Source organism: Ewingella americana ATCC 33852 (assembly GCF_000735345.1).
GTDB lineage: Bacteria > Pseudomonadota > Gammaproteobacteria > Enterobacterales > Enterobacteriaceae > Ewingella > Ewingella americana.
Window position 1 is genome coordinate 24,267 of the sequence record NZ_JMPJ01000040.1, and the last position, 18,781, is coordinate 43,047.

The following is an 18,781-nucleotide window of genomic DNA, read 5'->3' on the forward strand; positions in this document are numbered from 1 at the left end:
ATGGCAGTGAAAAATATATAGGCCATGCATTATGAGGAATATATTTTGAACATCAAGATGAGAAGGTGCGTATTTTGCCAATGTCGCCGTTACACCGTATTGCATCGTCATCATTAATGAGGACCTTAGCTGTTAAAAACGGTGGGGTGATAATTATGGAAAGTTGCCCAGTGACAGCCTTAGGAATGCGTCGTCTTCTGCTTGAAGATTGTGATATCGGTAAAGAGATTATTCATGCCAGCACTCTGGCGGATATTGTTCCGCTAATTAAGACACACCGCCCAAAGCTGCTGATAATGGATTTGTGCGGAGAAAATGAATCCGTGTTAGATGGGCTGAGACTTTTACCTTCTATTTATTCTCGCTGGCCTGAGATGAAGGTTGTGGTCTGCACCGCCTTCAGCGAATACATAATATTGCAATTGGTCGCTTCGTCAGGAGCTCACGGTATCTTATTAAAAAGTGAACCCACAATCGCCTTCCTTAAATGTATTTCACAGACTATGACAGGAGGGAATTTTTATAGCCCTAAGCTACGTCAACTTCTGCGTTTGTCAGAATCAGATAAAGAGATAATGGCGCTAACCCGGCGGGAGCTTGATGTACTGACTTATCTTTTTTCTGGCATGAATGTCTCTTCAGTAGCCGCAAAAATGCACCGTGATATTCGCACCATTAGTACCCATAAACGCAACGCCATGGCGAAATTAGGTTTTAAGAACGACAGTGAGTTGTTTGCGCAAGGAATATGGATGATGAAAGCCTGGCCTGGCGGGTGTTTCTGAAATAGAAATACCCGGCCCATCTCAATGGCATACATCAAATAAAACAGGGAGTTATATTGTGCATGTGATGCCAACTTCACCACTTAAGATAGCGCTGATGGATAGCAGCCCGCTAGCACTGGTCGGTTTAAGTTACTTTCTTGATTCGCTGGGTATCGCGAAAGAAGTCATTTTGCAAGAAAGTAGCCTTAAAAAAGTAACCGAAGCTTTTATGTATCAATCCGTTGATGTGCTGATCACTGATCTTTACAGTCAGAATGAATCCTTCACCGAAGGGCGAGATATTATTCTGAATTTATGCTCGCAACATCCTAATCTGATTCTGATTGTCTACACGTCATGTCAGTCCGGGGAAAATATGCGGCGGTTGCTTTGCGAGCCCAATATTAGCCTTATTGCGCGCAGTGAACCCTTAGCCAAAATTGTTGACTCTTTTAAGCAGGCGTTGCAGGGCCGGCGTTTCCTCAGTCAGAAGATCTGTGGCTATCTGTCGTTGCAAAACAGCTCGATAGAACTTTCCGCTCGCCGACTTACTTGTAGTGAAAAGGAAGTGCTTAAACAACTGTTTAACGGAATGAGTTTAGGAGAGATAGCCAGCTATCGTAACCTCAGCATCAAAACCATCAGTGCGCATAAGTGCAATGCAATGCGCAAATTATCGGTTAAAAACGATGCCGAATTATTTATGATGAAAGACAAGCTCTATCTCTAAAGCGCGGGCTTTTTGCAATAATCAGTTAATGGAGTATATGAACGCCCTTCAAAAAAACTATTGAAGGGCGAAAACAATGACTGTGACTAGATACGTAACATTAAATTTCAACTGCCACATATTGCGAAGCCGTTGTAGCAGTATAAATCGTGGTATTTTGAATGTTGCGATGACCTAAATATTTCTGAATCACAATAGTATCAAGACCTTTATCCGCTAATGCAAAGCCACAGGCATGTCTGAGCATATGAGGATGTACCTGTACATCAAGTCCCCCCGTTTCACCATATTTACGTACTAATCTATAGAATTGCTGCCTCGAGAGTTGCCCGCCGTGCTTTGATAAAAATAACCATGGTGTATCTGCATCAATAAATCGAGAGCGGAAGATTAGCCATTTTTCAATCGCAACAATTTCACGAGGTTGTAAAGGATGTTGGACCGCGAAACCGTTCTTCAAACGAGAGACGGAAATCCTGTTAGTTTTTAAATCAACGTCGCTGACCCGCAAATTAATCAGTTCTGTGACGCGTAAGCCATGTATGAAACACATTAACAGCATGCATTCATCACGCGCGCTATTTCTCCCCATTGCTGTTGCTGCAATTATTTTTTCTATTTGTTTCTGATCTAAAAAATTCTGCATTTTTATTTCCACCTATCCTTGGTTCACTAAAGTATATATATAGCGATTTGTGGGAGTTAGTTCCGCTTATTTAATTATTTGGTTTTAGTTCACGGCGCTGAAAAAAAAGCTAATTGCGTAGTAATCAATAAAGCCCCCGCCAGATCCAACAGCTTGCTGAAGGGGACAGCGCGCCGGAACCTCGGAAAGCGGGCAATCTTCAGTGTCTCAGCTAACCCATTCATCTAACGAATAACCGCCATTTATCACCTTTGTTCCAGCAATCAGACCAGCAAGGTTTTGGCATGCTATGCGTGAAATTGGATCCATGGCTTTCTGGCGATGGATGATGCACCAACAGGAATAGACCGGTGGCTGAAGAAAGCGATCTCGAAAAAAGCGAAGCCCCCACACCCCACAGGCTTGAAAAAGCCCGAGAAGAAGGGCAGATCCCGCGCTCGCGCGAACTGACCTCCATGCTGATGCTGGGGGCCGGTTTTTCTTGCTTTGGATTTCGGGGGAGTCAATGGCGCGCCAGTTGGCGGTGATGATCTCTCAGGGGCTGAATTTCGACCATGACATCATCAGCAATGACCGGCAGATGCTGCGCCAGATGGCGTCGCTGCTAGGCCGCGCCGTTTGGGCGTTGTTGCCGGTGATCGGCGGGTTGGTGCTGGTTGCGCTGGCCGCGCCGCTGCTGCTGGGCGGGTTGAATTTTAGCGCCAAATCCTTTGCGCCTAAGTTTAACCGTCTGGACCCTATTGCCGGGCTGAAGCGCATGTTTTCGGCGCAGGTGCTGGCAGAGCTTTTGAAAGCCGTGTTGAAAGCCACCATTGTGGGCTTTATTTGCGGCCTGTACCTGTGGCACCACTGGCAGGACATGATGCGTCTGATGGCGCAGCCGACCATTCCCGCGCTGGCCGAGGCCCTGAGCATGGTGGCGTTTTGCGCCATGATGGTGGTGTTCGGCCTGATCCCGATGGTGGCGTTCGACGTCTTCTGGCAAATCTGGAGCCACATTAAAAAGCTGCGGATGAGCAAACAGGACATTCGCGACGAGTTTAAAAGTCAGGAAGGCGACCCGCACGTTAAAGGCCGTATCCGCCAACAGCAGAGAGCCATGGCGCGCCGCCGCATGATGGCCGATGTGCCGAAGGCCGACGTTATTGTTACCAACCCGACGCACTACGCGGTGGCGCTGCAATACAGCGAAAGCAAGATGAGCGCGCCGAAGGTGTTGGCGAAAGGGGCGGGCGAGGTGGCCTTGCGCATTAAAGAACTGGCCGCCGAACATCGAATTCCGACGCTGGAGGCCCCGCCGCTGGCGCGTGCGCTTTACCGTCATAGTGATATTGGTCAGCAGATCCCCGCCGCGCTCTATGCTGCGGTCGCGGAGGTGCTGGCGTGGGTATATCAGCTCAAGCGCTGGAAGCGCGAGGGCGGATTAATCCCGAAAAAACCTGAACATTTACCGGTGCCTGAAGCATTGGACTTTGCTGGAGAGACAGAAACACATGGGTAATCTGGCCGCGCTGCTGCGCTTACCGGGCTTCAAAGATACACAATGGCAGGTGCTCGCCGGGCCTATCCTGATCCTGATTATATTGTCGATGATGGTGCTGCCTTTGCCGCCGTTCATCCTCGATTTGCTGTTTACCTTCAACATTGCGCTGTCGATCATGGTGCTGCTGGTGGCGATGTTCACCCAGCGTACGCTCGACTTCGCCGCCTTCCCGACCATTCTGCTGTTCTCGACCTTGCTGCGCCTTTCGCTCAACGTGGCCTCGACGCGTATTATTTTGCTTGAAGGCCATACCGGCGCGGCAGCTGCTGGGCGGGTGGTTGAAGCCTTCGGCCACTTCTTGGTCGGCGGCAACTTCGCGATTGGTATCGTGGTGTTTATCATCTTGGTGTTGATCAACTTTATGGTTATCACCAAGGGTGCCGGGCGTATTGCCGAAGTGGGCGCGCGTTTCGTGTTAGACGGCATGCCGGGTAAGCAGATGGCTATCGACGCCGACCTCAACGCCGGGCTGATTGGCGAAGATGAAGCCAAAAAGCGCCGTTCCGAAGTGACACAGGAAGCTGATTTCTACGGCTCAATGGACGGTGCGAGTAAGTTCGTGCGCGGTGATGCCATCGCGGGCCTGATGATCATGGTAATAAACGTGGTCGGCGGCCTGCTGGTGGGCGTGTTGCAGCACGGCATGGATCTCGGTCACGCGGCGGAAAGCTACACCTTGCTGACTATCGGTGACGGCTTGGTCGCGCAGATCCCCGCCTTGGTTATTTCCACCGCGGCGGGCGTTATCGTCACCCGTGTCGGCACCAACGAAGACGTCGGCGAGCAGATGGTCACCCAGCTGTTCCGCAACCCGCGCGTCATGATGCTCAGCGCAGGCGTTTTGGGCTTACTCGGTCTGGTGCCGGGCATGCCAAACTTTGTTTTCCTGCTATTTACCGGCGCTTTACTGGCTCTGGCGTGGTGGACTCGCGGCCAGCAGCAGAAGCCTGCGGCCACCAAAGAGACGGTGCAGGTGGCTACCGAAAGCCAACAGTTGGTGGAAGCCAGTTGGTCTGATGTTCAGTTGGAAGACTCTCTGGGGATGGAAGTGGGTTACCGCCTGATCCCAATGGTCGACCACGCGCAAAACGGCGAGCTGCTCGGGCGTATCCGCAGTATTCGTAAGAAGTTCGCGCAGGAGATGGGCTATCTGCCGCCGGTGATTCATATTCGCGACAACCTTGAACTGCCGCCGGCCGGTTACCGCATCTTGATGAAAGGGGTGGAAATCGGTTCTGGCGAAGCCCATCCGGGCCGCTGGATGGCGATTAACCCCGGCAATGCCATTGGTCAATTGCCGGGTGAAGTGACGCAGGATCCGGCCTTTGGTCTGGCCGCCGTGTGGATTGAACCGGCGCTGCGCGAGCAGGCGCAAATTCAGGGCTTTACCGTGGTGGAAGCCAGCACCGTGGTGGCGACCCATCTTAATCATCTGATCAGCATGCACGCGCAGGAGCTGTTTGGCCGCCAAGAGACGCAGGAGCTGATGGAGCGCGTCAGCAAAGAGTTGCCGAAGCTGACTGAAGACTTTATTCCGGGCGTGGTGACGCTGACCACGCTGCACAAAGTGCTGCAAAACCTGCTGGCCGAGCGCGTTTCTATTCGCGACATGCGCACTATCATTGAAACCTTGGCCGAGCATGCGCCGAACCAGACTGATGCCAACGAACTGACTGCCGTGGTGCGCGTCGCGCTGGGCCGCGCCATCACTCAGCAGTGGTTCCCGGGCACCGGCGAAGTGCAGGTGATTGGTCTGGACACCGCGCTGGAACGCCTGCTGTTGCAAGCATTGCAGGGCGGTGGCGGATTGGAGCCGGGCTTGGCCGAGCGCTTGCTGACCCAGGCTCAGGCCGCGCTGCAACAGCAAGAGATCAACGGAGCGCCGCCGGTGCTGCTGGTCAATCACGCGCTGCGCGCTTTACTGTCTCGCTTCCTGCGCCGTTCACTGCCGCAAATTGCCGTGATGTCGAATCTGGAGATGAGCGACAGCCGCCAGATCCGCATGACCGCCACCATCGGCGGGGAGTAATCGATGAAACGAATGGCTACAGGGCTTTTAATGATGTGCTGCTCGGCGTCCGCTCTGGCGGCGTCGGGGTCATGGTCGGATAGCAAGGCGGGGGTGACGCTGCAAAATCGCGGCCAGATGGCTTCTGCTGCCATGCTCAGCCCTGCGGCCAATGCGCCGGTGATGCAGTCGCCCTCGGCGGCTATCGACACTATTAGCTGGAGCTACAGCCTGCTGGGGCCTGAACCCGCGGGTTTACAGGTGCAGCTATGCAGTAGCAGCAACCGCTGCCAGCAGCTCGACGCCGCGCAGGGGCAAACCCGCAACTTCTTTGGTCAGTCGGCTCAGTCTTCTTTCAGGCTGGTGTTTGGCGTCGAAGGGCAGGGCAGGCTTAATCCGCCGCTGCGCGTGGTCAGCCAACAAGTGATTGTTAATTATCATTAAAAGCGCTACTGAAGCTTGGGGTTGAAGCGACATACTTCCCCGCCAAAAACAAAAATATCGCCGATTGAGCGATATTTTTTTGTCTGAGTTTTGGCTTGTCTGGATGTAATACGCAGTAGAGAGAGTGAGAAATTGGGGGGGAAGTTATACCGAAATCTTGCGCACGGTCTGGCCGCTGACCGAAGTCTGGCCGTTCGGGCCATAGAGCTTTTGCGTTTGGCTGGCGCCGAGAATGGCCATGGCCTGCGTGTTGTAGTCAATTTGCTTATTGAGCAGCATGCCGTTGTGGCGGTTTAGCGCGCTGAGCTTCTCACTCAGTTGCACCACGGCTTTCCACATGGCAGCAATTTCAGGCTGGCGCGAATAGGGCGCAGTCTGTTTCAGTCTCGCGTCATGTTCCCGACGCTGTTTATCAAGATAATCGACGGTGGTCAGCAGGGAGCTTTTTTGTTCAGTTATATTTTGCAAAGCTACCCCATTGACGCGGCCAGAGCAGAGCAGGGTTTGTTCATGTTGAATGATCAAATCCAGCGCTTCCAGCGTTTCCACCAGCGTCTTCATGGTCTTGATAAAATCTTTCATCGGGCTTCTTTACCTTTCAACTTAAGCTTAATGACTTAAATATCGTTGAGATAGGCCTGCGTGTCCTGCAACAACGCATCGGCAATTTTGCCGGTATCCATGGTCAGTTTGCCGTCACGGATAGCCTGCTTTAACTGTTCTACACGCGCAGTATTGATATCTTGTGAGCTTGATTTGGTCAGCACGGCCTGAGCGTCACTCAGGGTGACGGCGGTGCCGCTAACCGGTGCGCTGTTGGTGCTCTCTTTGCGTGTCACTTGCGCATTGGTTTCAGACGGATCGCGCTGTTGAATCGGGCTAACCGGTTGCGATGCCTGAGTGCGTTCGATGCTCATAATACTTCTCCCAATCTGATATGCCGTCAAATTGCGGCTTTGATATCAGGTTATCGACACTTTACGGAAAAACTTTAGCCTTTATTGCAACGGCAATGAAACATTCGTCAGATGGCGATACTCACCGTGCCGTCTGCTGCCACTTTGCCGTTAACAATCTGCCCGGAAGGCATTCTGACCCGTACCGTTTCACTGGCGGCGGCGTTATTCATCGCCTTGCCCGAGCTGGAAACATTAAAACCGGTTCCCGTCGCCTGCACCTGAACTTCCTGCCCGGCGTGAACAATCCACGGGCGGCGCAGCATCGATAAGGTGAGCGGTTGGCCGACATTAATGTTGCGCAGCGTCACGGCGTTGACCGCCTGCTGGCTGTCAAGAATAGCCCTTGGCGGCAATAAGTCCAACCTGCCGGTTTTCTGCTGCATATCGGCCTGCGTCAAATGCGCGCCGGAAGAGACATTGCGCGCCGCCACCCAGTAACGCCCGCTGACCTGCACCTGTGCCTGTACGTAGCTTTTCTGCCCGTTGCAGTTGACCGCCACGGAGACATTCCCCCACGGACGCGCGTTGGGCGAAAGCGAAAGCTGCGGCGACAGGCACTGCGGCTGGCGAGCGGCAGGGGTGTTGATGATGCTTTTCACCTGTGTACCGTTAGCGGCGTATTGCTGACTGAAAAACTGCTGAATATGTCCCGCCAGCGGCGTGTTGTTATTGTCTGACGCCGTCGACGGCGCTGCTGCCAGCACCGCGCCCGGTATCAGGCTCAGTAAAAACACGCCTGCTTGTCCACTCTTCAGCTTAGTCATTTCGCCTTACGCCTCGTCATGATGGCCTCTAGGGGGAACCCCACTTCTGACGACAAGTCTACCCGCAGTTTGCTTTTCCTAAAGGGACAAATAGCGGGGCATTTTACGCTTATTCCCGCGATAGGTTGTTGACATAGGGATTTATGCTGTCGGCTCCAAATTCTCACTTTGCGGAGGGCGCATGCTCGACAAATTGAACGCCGCACTACAGTTCCAACAGGAAGCGCTCAACCTGCGCGCCCAGCGGCAAGAAATTCTTTCGGCGAATATCGCCAACGCGGATACCCCTGGGTTTCAGGCGCGTGACATCGATTTCGCCAGTCAGCTACAGAAAGTGATGGAAGCAGGGCGCGCTAACGGCAGCGGCATGTCGCTGGAGTTAACCAACGCGCGCCACATTCCTGCGGCGACCAGCTCAGGCCCGGATCTTGATCTGATGTACCGCATTCCAGACCAGCCGTCGATGGATGGCAACACGGTGGATATGGACCGTGAGCGTACCAATTTCGCGGATAACAGTGTGCGATATCAGACTGACCTGACCGTATTGACCGGGCAGGTTAAAGGCATGATGTCGGTACTTCAAGGATAACCAGTATGTCGATGCTTAACATTTTTGATATCGCCGGTTCGGCGCTTTCCGCCCAGTCGCAACGCATGAACGTCAGCGCCAGTAACATGGCCAACGCCGACAGCGTGACCGGCCCGGATGGTCAGCCTTATCGCGCCAAGCAGGTGGTGTTTCAAGTCAACGCTGCGCCGGGCCAAGAAACCGGCGGTGTGAAAGTGGCCGAAGTAGTGGACGACCCGGCACCGATGCGCATGGTGTTTCAGCCCGGCAACCCTATGGCCGACGCCAAGGGCTATGTGCAGATGCCCAACGTCGACGTGGTGAGTGAAATGGTCAACACCATCTCCGCCTCACGCAGCTATCAGGCCAACGTCGAGGTGTTGAATACCACCAAGTCGTTGATGATGAAAACCCTGACATTGGGTCAATAACGGAGCCGCTTATGTCAGTTTTAAGTTCAGTCAACGACAGCACCGACAACACCATCAATACCAATAACGCGGCACCGAAATCCACGGCGGATGACCTGTCGAGTAACTTCCTGACCCTGCTCGTCGCCCAGCTTAAGAACCAAGATCCTACCAACCCGATGGATAACGCCCAGCTCACCAGCCAGTTGGCGCAGATCAACACCGTGAGCGGCATCGAAAAACTCAACACCACCTTGGGCAGCATTTCCGGCCAGATCAACAGCAACCAGTCGGTTCAGGCCACGGCGCTGATTGGTCACGGGGTGATGATTGAAGGGCGGGCGATTCTGGTGGGCAGCTCAGACGGCAAAGTCAGCACCACGCCGTTCGGCCTGCAACTCGAAAGCGCGGCGGACACCAACAACGTGGTGATCAGTGACTCTACCGGCAAAGTGGTGAAAACCATCGCGCTGGGTTCACAGACTGCCGGTGTCCACAGCTACACCTGGGACGGCAAGCAGGATGACGGCACGGCGGCACCGGATGGCGCTTACACCTTCAGCATCAACTCGACTAACGGCGGCCAGCAGATGGTGGCTACCGCGCTGAACTACGCGTTGGTCAATGGCGTTACGAATGACAGTTCCGGCGCAGTGCTGGATCTCGGCGTGCGCGGCACCACCACACTCGCCAATGTTCGACAGATTTTGTAGCAGATTGAAGATTACACACAGCAGCATAAACAGAAATTTATAATTTTAACCTATTGATTTTGCTTTGAATCGCTCTTATTTCAGGACTGGAGACAGCCCTGCAACAAGAAGGATGACGAGCAAAAAGGAGCAGACCATGAGCTTTAACCAAGCAGTCAGCGGCCTGAATGCAGCATCGACCAACCTGGACGTGATTGGTAACAACATCGCCAACTCCGCCACCGCTGGTTTCAAATCAGGCACCGCCTCATTCGCCGACATGTTCGCCGGTTCACAAGTGGGTATGGGTGTCAAAGTGGCCGCCATTACTCAGGACTTCAGCGACGGTACCACCACCAATACCAACCGTGGTTTGGACGTTGCGCTGAGCGGCAACGGCTTCTTCCGCCTGACTGACTCGAGCGGCGGCGTGTTCTATTCACGTAACGGCCAGCTCTCACTGGATGACAAACGTAATCTGGTGAACACCCAAGGTTTGAGCGTGACGGGCTACCCGGCAACAGGGACTCCGCCAACCATCGCTCAGGGCGCACAGCCTGTGCCGTTGACCATTCCGAACACCATGATGATCGCCAAGCCAAGCAGCAGCGGCCTGATGGTGGCTAACCTGAACTCCAGCGACAAGTTGCCGAAAAACACCACTTTCTCGAGTTCAGACCCGGATAGCTACAACTACGTCAACACCATTACCACCTATGACTCACTGGGCAACAAGCATGACAACAACGTTTATTTCGTTAAGTCATCTGACCCAACGACGCCGAACTCTTGGGACGTTTACTCACAAGATTCCAGCGTTTCGGGTTCAACGGCTGGCAAGCTCGGCACCTTGAATTTCAATCAAAACGGTACGCTGCGTGACGTGACACTTCCTCCTGTTCCGCCAGCAACGACCACAACGACGAGTACTACTCCAACCTTCTCTCTGCCAATGAACACAGCCACTAACGGTGCTGCAACGCCACAAAACGTTGCGTTGAGCTTCCTCGGCAGTATCCAGCAGAACACCGGCAGCAACAGCATCGGCGCGTTGAATCAGGATGGTTATGCAGCAGGCCAGATGACCGGCTACCAGATCAATAACGACGGCACCATCACCGGCGTCTACTCCAACCAGAAAACCCAGCTGCTGGGCCAAATCGTGATGACTAACTTCTCTAACCCAGAAGGTCTGAAATCCGAAGGCGACAACGTGTGGTCCGCGACCCAGTCTTCTGGTCAGCCAATCACCGGCATTGCAGGTGCAGGCGGCTTTGGTGAGATGAAAAGCGGGGCGCTCGAAGCGTCAAACGTCGACTTGAGTAAAGAGCTGGTCAACATGATCGTGGCTCAGCGTAACTACCAGTCGAACGCGCAGACCATCAAAACCCAGGACCAGATCCTGAACACGCTGGTCAACCTGCGCTAATCGCGCTGAATGACAGACGCAAAAGGAACGCACTATGGATCACGCTATCTACACCGCGATGGGTGCTGCCAGCCAGACGCTGAACCAGCAGTCGGTCACCGCGAGTAACTTGGCCAATGCCTCAACGCCGGGTTTTCGCGCCCAACTGATGGCGCTGCGCGCCGTGCCGGTTAACGGGCCAAGCCTTGAGACTCGTACCTTGGTGACGGCCTCCACGCCGGGTGCCGATATGACTCAGGGCCAGCTTAACTACACCGGTCGCCCACTGGACGTCGCGTTACAGCAGGACGGCTTTTTGGCGGTGCAGATGCCTGATGGTTCTGAAGCCTATACCCGTAACGGGGATCTTCAGGTTTCGCCGAACAATCAGTTAACCATTCAGGGGAACCCAGTGATGGGTGACAACGGCCCGATTGAAGTGCCGCCGAATGCACAACTGACCATCTCGGCCGACGGCACCATTTCGGTGCTTGAGGCGGGTGCGGACCCGAACACCATGGGCCAGCTTGCCCAGTTAAAACTGGTGAAAGCCAACGGCAGTGAAGTGACACGTGGTGATGACGGCATGTTCCGTCTCACTCCGGCGACGGCTCAGGCCCGGGGCAATACCCTCCAAGCCGACCCGACCATCCACGTGATGCCGGGAACGCTTGAGGGCAGCAACGTCAAACCTGTGGAAACCATGGTTGACATGATTGCCAACGCCCGTCGCTTCGAAATGCAAATGAAGGTCATCCACAGCGTGGATGAAAACGAACAACGCGCCAACCAACTGCTGTCGATGACCTAACGGCGGCAGAGGAGTAACAACATGATCCCATCGCTATATATCGCGAAAACTGGCCTTGACGCGCAGCAGACCAACATGGACGTCATCGCCAACAACCTGGCGAACGTCAGCACCAACGGGTTCAAACGCCAGCGCGCGGTGTTTGAAGATTTGCTGTACCAGACAATCCGCCAGCCGGGTGCCCAGTCTTCCGAGCAGACCAATCTGCCGTCAGGCTTGCAGATTGGTACCGGTGTTCGCCCGGTCGCTACCGAGCGTATCCACGCGCAGGGCAACCTGTCGCAGACGGATAACAGCAAGGATATCGCCATCAAGGGGCAGGGTTTCTTCCAGGTGCAACTGCCTGACGGAACCTCGGCTTATACCCGCGACGGCTCTTTCCAAGTTGACCAGAACGGTCAGTTGGTGACCTCCAGTGGTTATCAGGTTATCCCGGCCATCACCATTCCGGCCAACGCCTTAAAAATCACTGTTGGCCGTGACGGTATCGTCAGCGTGACCGTGCAGGGGCAGGCGGCACCGCAGCAGGTTGGGCAACTGACGCTGAGCACGTTCATCAACGACTCTGGTTTAGAGTCCACCGGTGAAAACCTGTATCAGGAAACCCAAAGCTCCGGCGCACCGACCGAAAGCACGCCGGGCCTGAACGGCGCGGGCCTGCTGTACCAAGGCTATGTTGAAACCTCAAACGTTAACGTGGCGGAAGAGCTGGTCAATATGATCCAGACTCAACGCGCGTATGAGATCAACAGCAAAGCAGTATCAACATCCGACCAGATGTTGCAGAAGTTAACTCAGCTTTAAGAGTAAGAAAGGTAACGCTCGGCGTTATCTTGGCCTGCGGGGGACGGTACGCCGCCCCCGTTACTTCAGGCTCCGATTCATTCTTTTTCGAAGGCGATTTCCGTGGTGACCATGAAATTAACGTCGGTAAACAGTGCACATTTTCACCGACATGGCGTGTTGGCTCTGCCGCTATTAGTGACCTTACTGCTCAACGGGTGCGCGTATATGCCGCATAAACCCTTGGTCGAAGGCGCCACCACGGCTCAACCTGCTCCTGCGGCACCACCGGTTCCGAACGGTTCGATTTTCCAATCCGTTCAGCCGATGAACTATGGCTATCAGCCCCTGTTTGAAGACCGTCGACCGCGTAACGTCGGCGATACATTGACGCTGGTCCTGCAAGAAAACGTCAGCGCCAGCAAAAGCTCCTCCGCCAACGCCAGCCGAAATGGCTCAAGCAAGTTTGGCGTGGCGACCGCACCGCGCTATCTGGAAGGTCTGCTCGGCAATGCCCGTGCCGATATGGATATCTCCGGCGATAACACCTTCGGCGGCAAAGGCGGCGCGGCGGCGAACAACACCTTCAGCGGCACCTTGACCGTGACGGTCAGCGAAGTGCTGGCGAACGGCAACCTGCGCGTGGTTGGCGAGAAGCAAATTGAAATTAACCAGGGTACCGAGTTTATCCGCTTCTCCGGCGTGGTGAACCCGCGCACTATCAGCGGCTCCAACAGCGTGGTTTCCACGCAGGTGGCGGACGCCCGAATCGAATATGTGGGTAACGGCTACATCAATGAAGCGCAGAACATGGGCTGGTTGCAGCGGTTCTTCCTAAATGTATCGCCGTACTAATGAGGCACTCATGCGAAAACTAATTTCCGGCTTACTCTGTATTACGCTCTGCGCGGCGGCCGCGCTGCCAGCTTCGGCGCAAAGAATTCGCGATCTGGCGACCATTCAGGGCGTGCGTGATAACGCCCTGATCGGCTACGGCTTGGTGGTTGGCCTCGACGGCACCGGCGACCAGACCACGCAAACGCCATTTACCACCCAGACGCTGACCAACATGCTTTCGCAGTTGGGGATAACGGTGCCGCCCGGCACCAACATGCAGCTGAAAAACGTGGCGGCGGTGATGGTTACCGCCAAGATGCCGCCGTTCGCTCGCAGCGGACAGGCTATCGACGTGGTGGTGTCATCCATGGGTAATGCCAAAAGTATTCGCGGCGGCACCTTGCTGATGACCCCTATGAAAGGGGTCGATAACCAAGTTTACGCGCTGGCACAGGGTAACGTGCTGGTGGGCGGCGCCGGAGCTTCGGCAGGCGGCAGCAGCGTGACGGTTAACCAGCTCTCCGGTGGCCGTATAACCGGCGGGGCAACCATCGAACGTGAGCTGCCAAGCACCTTCGGCACCGAAGGGGTGATCAACCTGCAGCTTAATGATGAAGATTTCAACTTGGCCCAGCAGGTGACTGACGCCATTAACCGCCAAGGCACGATGGGCACGGCGACCGCGCTGGATGCGCGTAATATTCAAGTGATGGTGCCGCGTGGCAACAGCTCTCAGGTGCGTATTTTGGCGCAGATCCAGAACGTGGAAGTGACCGTCGGCCCGATGGATGCCAAGGTTATTATCAACTCGCGTACTGGCTCGGTAGTGATGAACCGCGACGTGACGCTGGACTCTTGCGCCGTGGCGCAGGGTAACTTGTCCGTCGTGGTCGACAGACAAAACGACGTTTCCCAGCCAAATACGCCATTTGGCGGCGGCCAGACCGTGGTAACGCCGAACACCAATATTTCCGTGCGCCAGTCGGGCGGAGCCTTGCAGCAAGTTCAGTCGAGCGCCAGCCTGAACAACGTGGTGCGCACGCTGAATGCGCTGGGTGCGACGCCGATTGACCTGATGTCAATTCTGCAAGCCATGAAAACCGCAGGTTGCCTGCGCGCTGACTTGGAAATCATCTAATGAGCGATCTTATGTCGATGTCCGGCGCTGCGTATGACGCGCAGTCGCTGAATAAACTGAAGGTAGCGGCCAAGAATGACCCGCAAGGGCAGGTCAGGGAAGTGGCGAAGCAGTTCGAAGGCGTTTTCGTGCAGATGATGCTGAAAAGCATGCGTTCCGCACTGCCGCAGGACGGCCTGCTGAGCAGCGACCAAACCCGGCTTTATACATCGATGTACGATCAGCAAATTGCGCAGGACATGTCCGCCAAAGGGCTGGGCATGGCCGATATGATGGTGAAACAGCTGACCGGCGGCAATCCTGAACCCTCTGAGAAGGCGGGAACGGTGCCGATGGCACTGGACAACGAAGTGCTGAGCACCATGCCGGTTCAGGCGATGGAGCAGATGATCCGCAAAGCCATTCCGAACGCGCCGGACCGCACTTTGGGCGGCGCGCCACTGCCACAGGACAGCGGGCAGTTTGTCTCACGCCTGAGCATTCCGGCGCAGGTCGCCAGTCAGGAAAGTGGCATTTCACACCAGTTGATTATGGCGCAGGCCGCGCTGGAATCCGGCTGGGGCCAGCGCGAGATCCCAACCACTGACGGCAAGCAGAGCTACAACGTGTTTGGTATCAAGGCGGGTGGCAACTGGACCGGGCCAACCACTGAGATAACCACCACCGAATACACCAACGGCGTGGCGAAGAAGGTGCAGGCCAGCTTCCGCGTCTATGGCTCCTATGTCGAAGCCATCAGCGATTACGTCAAATTGCTAACCAACAACCCGCGCTATGCCCACGTGGCCGCCGCCAACACGCCAGAACAGGCTGCCCACGCGCTGCAAGCCGCAGGTTATGCCACCGATCCGAACTACGCCGCCAAGCTGGTGAATGTTATCCAGAAAATCAAAGGGGCGGGCGCGCAGGCGGTGAAAGCCTACAGCACGGATCTGAGCAAAATTTTCTGAAAAAACTCTCTTTTACGGCTCAAGTTCTCAAGGCATTAGCCGATAACTCTTTCATAGCGGAAACAGGGCGCGAGTCCCGATTTCCATAACACCTTGATTTTATATCATCCGCCGGGCTGGTTCCGGGAGCAGAAGGGTCACTCATGTCCTCAAATGGCTTAATTAATACCGCAATGAGCGGACTGAATGCGGCTCAGGCTGCACTGAGCACGGTGAGTAACAACATCGCCAACGTCAGCGTGGCGGGCTACAACCGCCAGACGGCCATCATCGTTCAGAGCAACGGCAACAGCACCGCGGCGGGTTACATCGGTAACGGTGTTAACGTCAGCAGCATCAACCGTGAATACAACGCCTTTGTTTCCAACCAGTTGCTGGGTGCCAGCACCATCAACAGCGCCTTGGGGACCCAGTACGCTCAGGCGAGCCAGATTGATAACCTGCTGTCGAACACCACCACCAACTTGTCGAGCACCATGCAGAACTTCTTCAAAAGTTTGCAAACGCTGACCAGCAACGCCGGTGACAGTGCGTCACGTCAGGCGGTTCTTGGGCAAGCGCAGGGGATGGCGGCACAGTTCAACAGCGCGGCCAAATACCTCGGTGACATGAACACCGGCATCAACCAGCAAATCACCGACAATGTGAATCAAATCAACGATTATGCTTCACAAATCGCCAAGCTGAACCAGCAGATCACCGCCACGCGCGGCAGCACCGGCCAAGAGCCAAACGCGCTGCTGGACCAGCGTGACGAGATGGTCAGCAAGCTCAATGACATTGCGGGCGTTACCGTGACGCAGCAAGACGGCGATGCCTACAACGTCTCCTTCGCCAACGGCGTGCCGTTAGTGCAGGGCTCGGATACTCGCAAAGTCGTGGCCATGCCATCCAGCGCGGATCCAAGCAAAATGACCGTCGGCATGACCCAGCCTGATGGCAGCGTGACCGAAATTAGCGAGAGCCGCATTACTACTGGCGCTTTGGGCGGCGTGTTGTCTTTCCGCAAAGACAACCTCGAGCCAGCTATTAACCAGCTCGGCCAGTTGGCGCTCTCCATTGGCAGCAGCTTTAACGGCGTGAACAAAGCCGGGTTTGATGTCTCCGGGAACGCCGGAACCAACTTCTTCAACTTCAGTAATCCGTCGACTATTTCGAATACTAAAAACACCGGCAGTGCCAGTATGACGGTGACCTACGCGGACGCCACGGCGGTGAAAGCCAGTGACTATGTGATGTCCTATGAAGGCGGCAAGTGGACGGCAACGCGCACCTCCGACGGGGCAAAAATCACCCCAACGCAGAGCACCGATGCCAATAACGTCACCACCATGACCTTCGACGGTATCAAGATTGATGTCACCGGTACCCCGGCCGAGAAAGACAGCATCACGGTGAAAACGGTGAGCAGCGCCGCGAGCAGCCTGAATGTCGCGCTGACCGACGGTTCACAAATTGCCGCCGCAGGCAAAACGGATTCAGGTGCCAGCGATAACACCAACGCGCAGAAACTGCTGGATTTGCAAACCGCCAAGCTGGTGGAAGGTAAATCTACCCTGACCGGCGCGTATGCCAGTCTGGTCAGCAGCGTGGGTAACCAGGTTGCGAGCCTGAAGACCAACACCACGGCGCAAACCAACATCGTGACCAACTTGCAGCAGCAACAGCAGTCTATCTCGGGCGTTAACACCGACGAAGAGTACGGCGATTTGCAGCGTTATCAGCAATATTATCTGGCTAACGCGCAAGTGATTAAGACGGCATCCACCATTTTCGATGCGATCATTAACCTGTAACGCATTCAGCGCGACTCGATAAGGAACTGATGCCATGCGCCTTAGTACCAACATGATTTACCAGCAAAACATGAACAGCGTCTCGAATGCCCAGTCGCTGTGGCAGGACACCGGCGTGCAGCTTTCCACCGGTAACCGCGTGAACAAGCCGTCGGACGATCCGCTGGCCGCCTCGCAGGCGATTATGGTGCAGCAAGCACAGGCGCAGAATGACCAATACGCTATTGCGCGTACCTTTGCTAACCAGAATATGAGTCAGGAAGAGAACATCCTGAGCAACGTCACCACGGCTATCCAGAGTGCGCAGAGCCTGATCGTTAACGCCGGTGACGGCGCGTTGAGTGACGATGACCGCGCGTCATTGGCCACCAAGTTGCAGGGTATCAAAGACCAAATCGTCAATATGGCGAACAGCACCGACGGTAACGGGCGTTTTATCTTCGGCGGTTACAAAAGCGATAAGCCACCGTACAGCGTGGATGCGACCACGGGCGCAGTGACTTACAGCGGCGGTGATGAAGCCATTTCCCAGCAGGTTGATGCCAGCCGCACCATGACTATCAGCCACACCGGCACGCAGGTCTTCAACACGCTGACGGCCAACGCAACCAAAGAGCCAGACGGCTCTGCTGGCGAGAGTGACATCTTTAAAACCATCGACGGCGCGATTGCTGCGTTGAAGACGCCAAAAGCGAATTTCGCCAACCCGACGGATTACACCGCGGCCATTGATAAGAGCAACCGTGGCCTGAGCAACTCGCTTAACAACGTGTTGTCCGTGCGCTCGCAGTTGGGTACTCAGCTCGATGAGTTGGATAAGCTGGATTCGATGGGTGACGACACCAAACTGATTAACGGCGACAAGCTCAACGCGCTGGTCGGCACCGACTGGACCGCGGCTATTTCGCAATACAGCTTGCAGCAGGTCGCGCTACAGGCGTCATACAAGACCTTTACCAGCATGCAGGGCCTGTCACTGTTCCAAATGAATTCTTAATTCCCCAAGAATTCATCTCTAACAAGTCTCACCGAAAGGAGCCCGCTGGCTCCTTATCATCACGCCTTTTCTGAGCGTACTTAAACCGGGTGCGTTCAGTTTGTATGTCACTTTGTCAGCCTAAGGGCAGGGTGACATACACTTTTTATTTTCAATTGCATCTTTTTGAGGTCAAAACCGTGGGCTCGCCGCCACACCGGCCTTGAGGTCTACACCTTGCGTTGCCACGCAAACTGGCTTTAAGGTCAAAACCGTGGGCTCGCCGCCCACACTGGCCCAAAGGGTTTTAAACGAAACCCTTTGGAATCCTGCGTTTTTTGCTGTTTTAGATCGAGGCTTCGCAGGGTCAGAATGGCCGTGTTTCAGGTATTTCAGTTATCGCCGCGAAAAGCCGTCGCTTAGGCGATTCCCTCAGTTCGGGCTTCGAGCCATAGGTCTCGAACCACTCCCTCGGCGTCATTTCTGAACGCGGCCTACTGGCATTTAAACCGTGCCGTTTCAGTGGGGGTTTTGCTTTGCTCCTTCTC

The 18,781-nt window shown here is 54.9% G+C and carries 19 protein-coding genes and 1 pseudogene; 16 read left to right on the forward strand and 4 right to left on the reverse strand.

Annotation, left to right across the window (positions count from 1 at the left end):
* Positions 1–80: 80 nt before the first annotated feature.
* Positions 81–785, forward strand: a complete 705-nt coding sequence (locus GEAM_RS07135; RefSeq protein ID WP_051899438.1) for a LuxR C-terminal-related transcriptional regulator — start codon at positions 81–83, stop codon at positions 783–785.
* A 97-nt stretch (positions 786–882) separates the two neighbouring features.
* Positions 883–1,497, forward strand: a complete 615-nt coding sequence (locus GEAM_RS07140; RefSeq protein ID WP_167333524.1) for a response regulator transcription factor — start codon at positions 883–885, stop codon at positions 1,495–1,497.
* A gap of 100 nt (positions 1,498–1,597) precedes the next feature.
* On the opposite strand, the gene GEAM_RS07145 is transcribed toward GEAM_RS07140, so the two are convergent.
* The gene (locus GEAM_RS07145) at positions 1,598–2,149 is read right to left on the reverse strand and encodes a tyrosine-type recombinase/integrase (RefSeq protein ID WP_034790109.1); all 552 of its coding nucleotides are present in this window, start codon (positions 2,147–2,149) and stop codon (positions 1,598–1,600) included.
* Positions 2,150–2,493: 344 nt separating this feature from the next.
* Between GEAM_RS07145 and flhB the strand changes: the two are divergent.
* From flhB to GEAM_RS07160, 3 genes and pseudogenes are all read left to right on the forward strand, one after another.
* Positions 2,494–3,644: pseudogene (gene flhB / locus GEAM_RS07150) on the forward strand (flagellar biosynthesis protein FlhB).
* On the forward strand, positions 3,637–5,715 hold the full coding sequence (gene flhA, locus GEAM_RS07155) for a flagellar biosynthesis protein FlhA (RefSeq protein ID WP_034789982.1): 2,079 nt from the start codon (positions 3,637–3,639) through the stop codon (positions 5,713–5,715). The pseudogene flhB and the gene flhA overlap by 8 nt, the downstream one beginning before the upstream one ends.
* Before the next feature lie 3 nt (positions 5,716–5,718).
* Positions 5,719–6,138, forward strand: a complete 420-nt coding sequence (locus GEAM_RS07160) for a flagellar protein FlhE (RefSeq protein ID WP_034789984.1) — start codon at positions 5,719–5,721, stop codon at positions 6,136–6,138.
* 144 nt (positions 6,139–6,282) lie between these two features.
* Here GEAM_RS07160 and GEAM_RS07165 read toward each other — a convergent pair whose 3' ends face one another.
* The 3 genes from GEAM_RS07165 to flgA form a co-directional block, all read right to left on the reverse strand.
* On the reverse strand, positions 6,283–6,720 hold the full coding sequence (locus GEAM_RS07165) for a flagella synthesis protein FlgN (protein WP_034789986.1): 438 nt from the start codon (positions 6,718–6,720) through the stop codon (positions 6,283–6,285).
* 35 nt (positions 6,721–6,755) lie between these two features.
* Complete coding sequence (gene flgM, locus GEAM_RS07170; protein WP_034789988.1) at positions 6,756–7,055, reverse strand: flagellar biosynthesis anti-sigma factor FlgM; 300 nt, start codon at positions 7,053–7,055, stop codon at positions 6,756–6,758.
* 107 nt (positions 7,056–7,162) lie between these two features.
* Positions 7,163–7,861: a flagellar basal body P-ring formation chaperone FlgA gene (flgA, locus tag GEAM_RS07175; protein WP_034789991.1), complete on the reverse strand. Its 699-nt coding sequence runs from the start codon at positions 7,859–7,861 to the stop codon at positions 7,163–7,165.
* 181 nt (positions 7,862–8,042) lie between these two features.
* Between flgA and flgB the strand changes: the two genes are divergently transcribed.
* From flgB to flgL, 11 genes are all read left to right on the forward strand, one after another.
* Positions 8,043–8,453, forward strand: coding sequence for a flagellar basal body rod protein FlgB (flgB, locus tag GEAM_RS07180; RefSeq protein WP_034789994.1), 411 nt, complete (start codon positions 8,043–8,045; stop codon positions 8,451–8,453).
* A 5-nt stretch (positions 8,454–8,458) separates the two neighbouring features.
* Positions 8,459–8,863 carry a flagellar basal body rod protein FlgC gene (gene flgC / locus GEAM_RS07185; protein ID WP_034789996.1) on the forward strand — a complete coding sequence of 135 codons (405 nt, stop codon included), beginning with the start codon at positions 8,459–8,461 and terminating at the stop codon, positions 8,861–8,863.
* A gap of 11 nt (positions 8,864–8,874) precedes the next feature.
* Entirely contained in the window at positions 8,875–9,555 is a 681-nt protein-coding gene (flgD, locus tag GEAM_RS07190) for a flagellar hook assembly protein FlgD (protein ID WP_034789998.1), read from the forward strand.
* Positions 9,556–9,691: 136 nt separating this feature from the next.
* On the forward strand, positions 9,692–10,963 hold the full coding sequence (gene flgE / locus GEAM_RS07195) for a flagellar hook protein FlgE (protein ID WP_034790000.1): 1,272 nt from the start codon (positions 9,692–9,694) through the stop codon (positions 10,961–10,963).
* 34 nt (positions 10,964–10,997) lie between these two features.
* The gene (locus GEAM_RS07200; protein WP_034790002.1) at positions 10,998–11,753 is read left to right on the forward strand and encodes a flagellar basal body rod protein FlgF; all 756 of its coding nucleotides are present in this window, start codon (positions 10,998–11,000) and stop codon (positions 11,751–11,753) included.
* 21 nt (positions 11,754–11,774) lie between these two features.
* Positions 11,775–12,557, forward strand: a complete 783-nt coding sequence (flgG, locus tag GEAM_RS07205) for a flagellar basal-body rod protein FlgG (protein ID WP_034790004.1) — start codon at positions 11,775–11,777, stop codon at positions 12,555–12,557.
* A 111-nt stretch (positions 12,558–12,668) separates the two neighbouring features.
* Positions 12,669–13,391, forward strand: a complete 723-nt coding sequence (locus GEAM_RS07210; RefSeq protein ID WP_084674068.1) for a flagellar basal body L-ring protein FlgH — start codon at positions 12,669–12,671, stop codon at positions 13,389–13,391.
* A 10-nt stretch (positions 13,392–13,401) separates the two neighbouring features.
* Positions 13,402–14,511, forward strand: a complete 1,110-nt coding sequence (locus GEAM_RS07215; protein WP_034790009.1) for a flagellar basal body P-ring protein FlgI — start codon at positions 13,402–13,404, stop codon at positions 14,509–14,511.
* Positions 14,511–15,461, forward strand: a complete 951-nt coding sequence (gene flgJ, locus GEAM_RS07220; RefSeq protein ID WP_034790011.1) for a flagellar assembly peptidoglycan hydrolase FlgJ — start codon at positions 14,511–14,513, stop codon at positions 15,459–15,461. The genes GEAM_RS07215 and flgJ overlap by 1 nt, the downstream gene beginning before the upstream one ends.
* Before the next feature lie 143 nt (positions 15,462–15,604).
* Entirely contained in the window at positions 15,605–17,257 is a 1,653-nt protein-coding gene (gene flgK / locus GEAM_RS07225; RefSeq protein ID WP_034790013.1) for a flagellar hook-associated protein FlgK, read from the forward strand.
* Positions 17,258–17,291: 34 nt separating this feature from the next.
* Positions 17,292–18,254: a flagellar hook-associated protein FlgL gene (gene flgL, locus GEAM_RS07230; RefSeq protein WP_034790015.1), complete on the forward strand. Its 963-nt coding sequence runs from the start codon at positions 17,292–17,294 to the stop codon at positions 18,252–18,254.
* Positions 18,255–18,781 lie beyond the last annotated feature (527 nt).

What these genes read in the sequence shown, in the direction of transcription:
- flgA (WP_034789991.1), bottom strand. Translation starts at nt 7,861, where the DNA reads ATGACTAAGCTGAAGAGTGGACAAGCAGGCGTGTTTTTACTGAGCCTG.
- flgL (WP_034790015.1), top strand. Translation starts at nt 17,292, where the DNA reads ATGCGCCTTAGTACCAACATGATTTACCAGCAAAACATGAACAGCGTC.
- GEAM_RS07165 (WP_034789986.1), bottom strand. Translation starts at nt 6,720, where the DNA reads ATGAAAGATTTTATCAAGACCATGAAGACGCTGGTGGAAACGCTGGAA.
- flhA (WP_034789982.1), top strand. Translation starts at nt 3,637, where the DNA reads ATGGGTAATCTGGCCGCGCTGCTGCGCTTACCGGGCTTCAAAGATACA.
- flgK (WP_034790013.1), top strand. Translation starts at nt 15,605, where the DNA reads ATGTCCTCAAATGGCTTAATTAATACCGCAATGAGCGGACTGAATGCG.
- flgE (WP_034790000.1), top strand. Translation starts at nt 9,692, where the DNA reads ATGAGCTTTAACCAAGCAGTCAGCGGCCTGAATGCAGCATCGACCAAC.
- flgB (WP_034789994.1), top strand. Translation starts at nt 8,043, where the DNA reads ATGCTCGACAAATTGAACGCCGCACTACAGTTCCAACAGGAAGCGCTC.
- GEAM_RS07160 (WP_034789984.1), top strand. Translation starts at nt 5,719, where the DNA reads ATGAAACGAATGGCTACAGGGCTTTTAATGATGTGCTGCTCGGCGTCC.
- GEAM_RS07200 (WP_034790002.1), top strand. Translation starts at nt 10,998, where the DNA reads ATGGATCACGCTATCTACACCGCGATGGGTGCTGCCAGCCAGACGCTG.
- GEAM_RS07210 (WP_084674068.1), top strand. Translation starts at nt 12,669, where the DNA reads ATGAAATTAACGTCGGTAAACAGTGCACATTTTCACCGACATGGCGTG.
- GEAM_RS07215 (WP_034790009.1), top strand. Translation starts at nt 13,402, where the DNA reads ATGCGAAAACTAATTTCCGGCTTACTCTGTATTACGCTCTGCGCGGCG.
- GEAM_RS07135 (WP_051899438.1), top strand. Translation starts at nt 81, where the DNA reads ATGTCGCCGTTACACCGTATTGCATCGTCATCATTAATGAGGACCTTA.
- flgC (WP_034789996.1), top strand. Translation starts at nt 8,459, where the DNA reads ATGTCGATGCTTAACATTTTTGATATCGCCGGTTCGGCGCTTTCCGCC.
- GEAM_RS07140 (WP_167333524.1), top strand. Translation starts at nt 883, where the DNA reads ATGGATAGCAGCCCGCTAGCACTGGTCGGTTTAAGTTACTTTCTTGAT.
- flgD (WP_034789998.1), top strand. Translation starts at nt 8,875, where the DNA reads ATGTCAGTTTTAAGTTCAGTCAACGACAGCACCGACAACACCATCAAT.
- flgG (WP_034790004.1), top strand. Translation starts at nt 11,775, where the DNA reads ATGATCCCATCGCTATATATCGCGAAAACTGGCCTTGACGCGCAGCAG.
- flgM (WP_034789988.1), bottom strand. Translation starts at nt 7,055, where the DNA reads ATGAGCATCGAACGCACTCAGGCATCGCAACCGGTTAGCCCGATTCAA.
- flgJ (WP_034790011.1), top strand. Translation starts at nt 14,511, where the DNA reads ATGAGCGATCTTATGTCGATGTCCGGCGCTGCGTATGACGCGCAGTCG.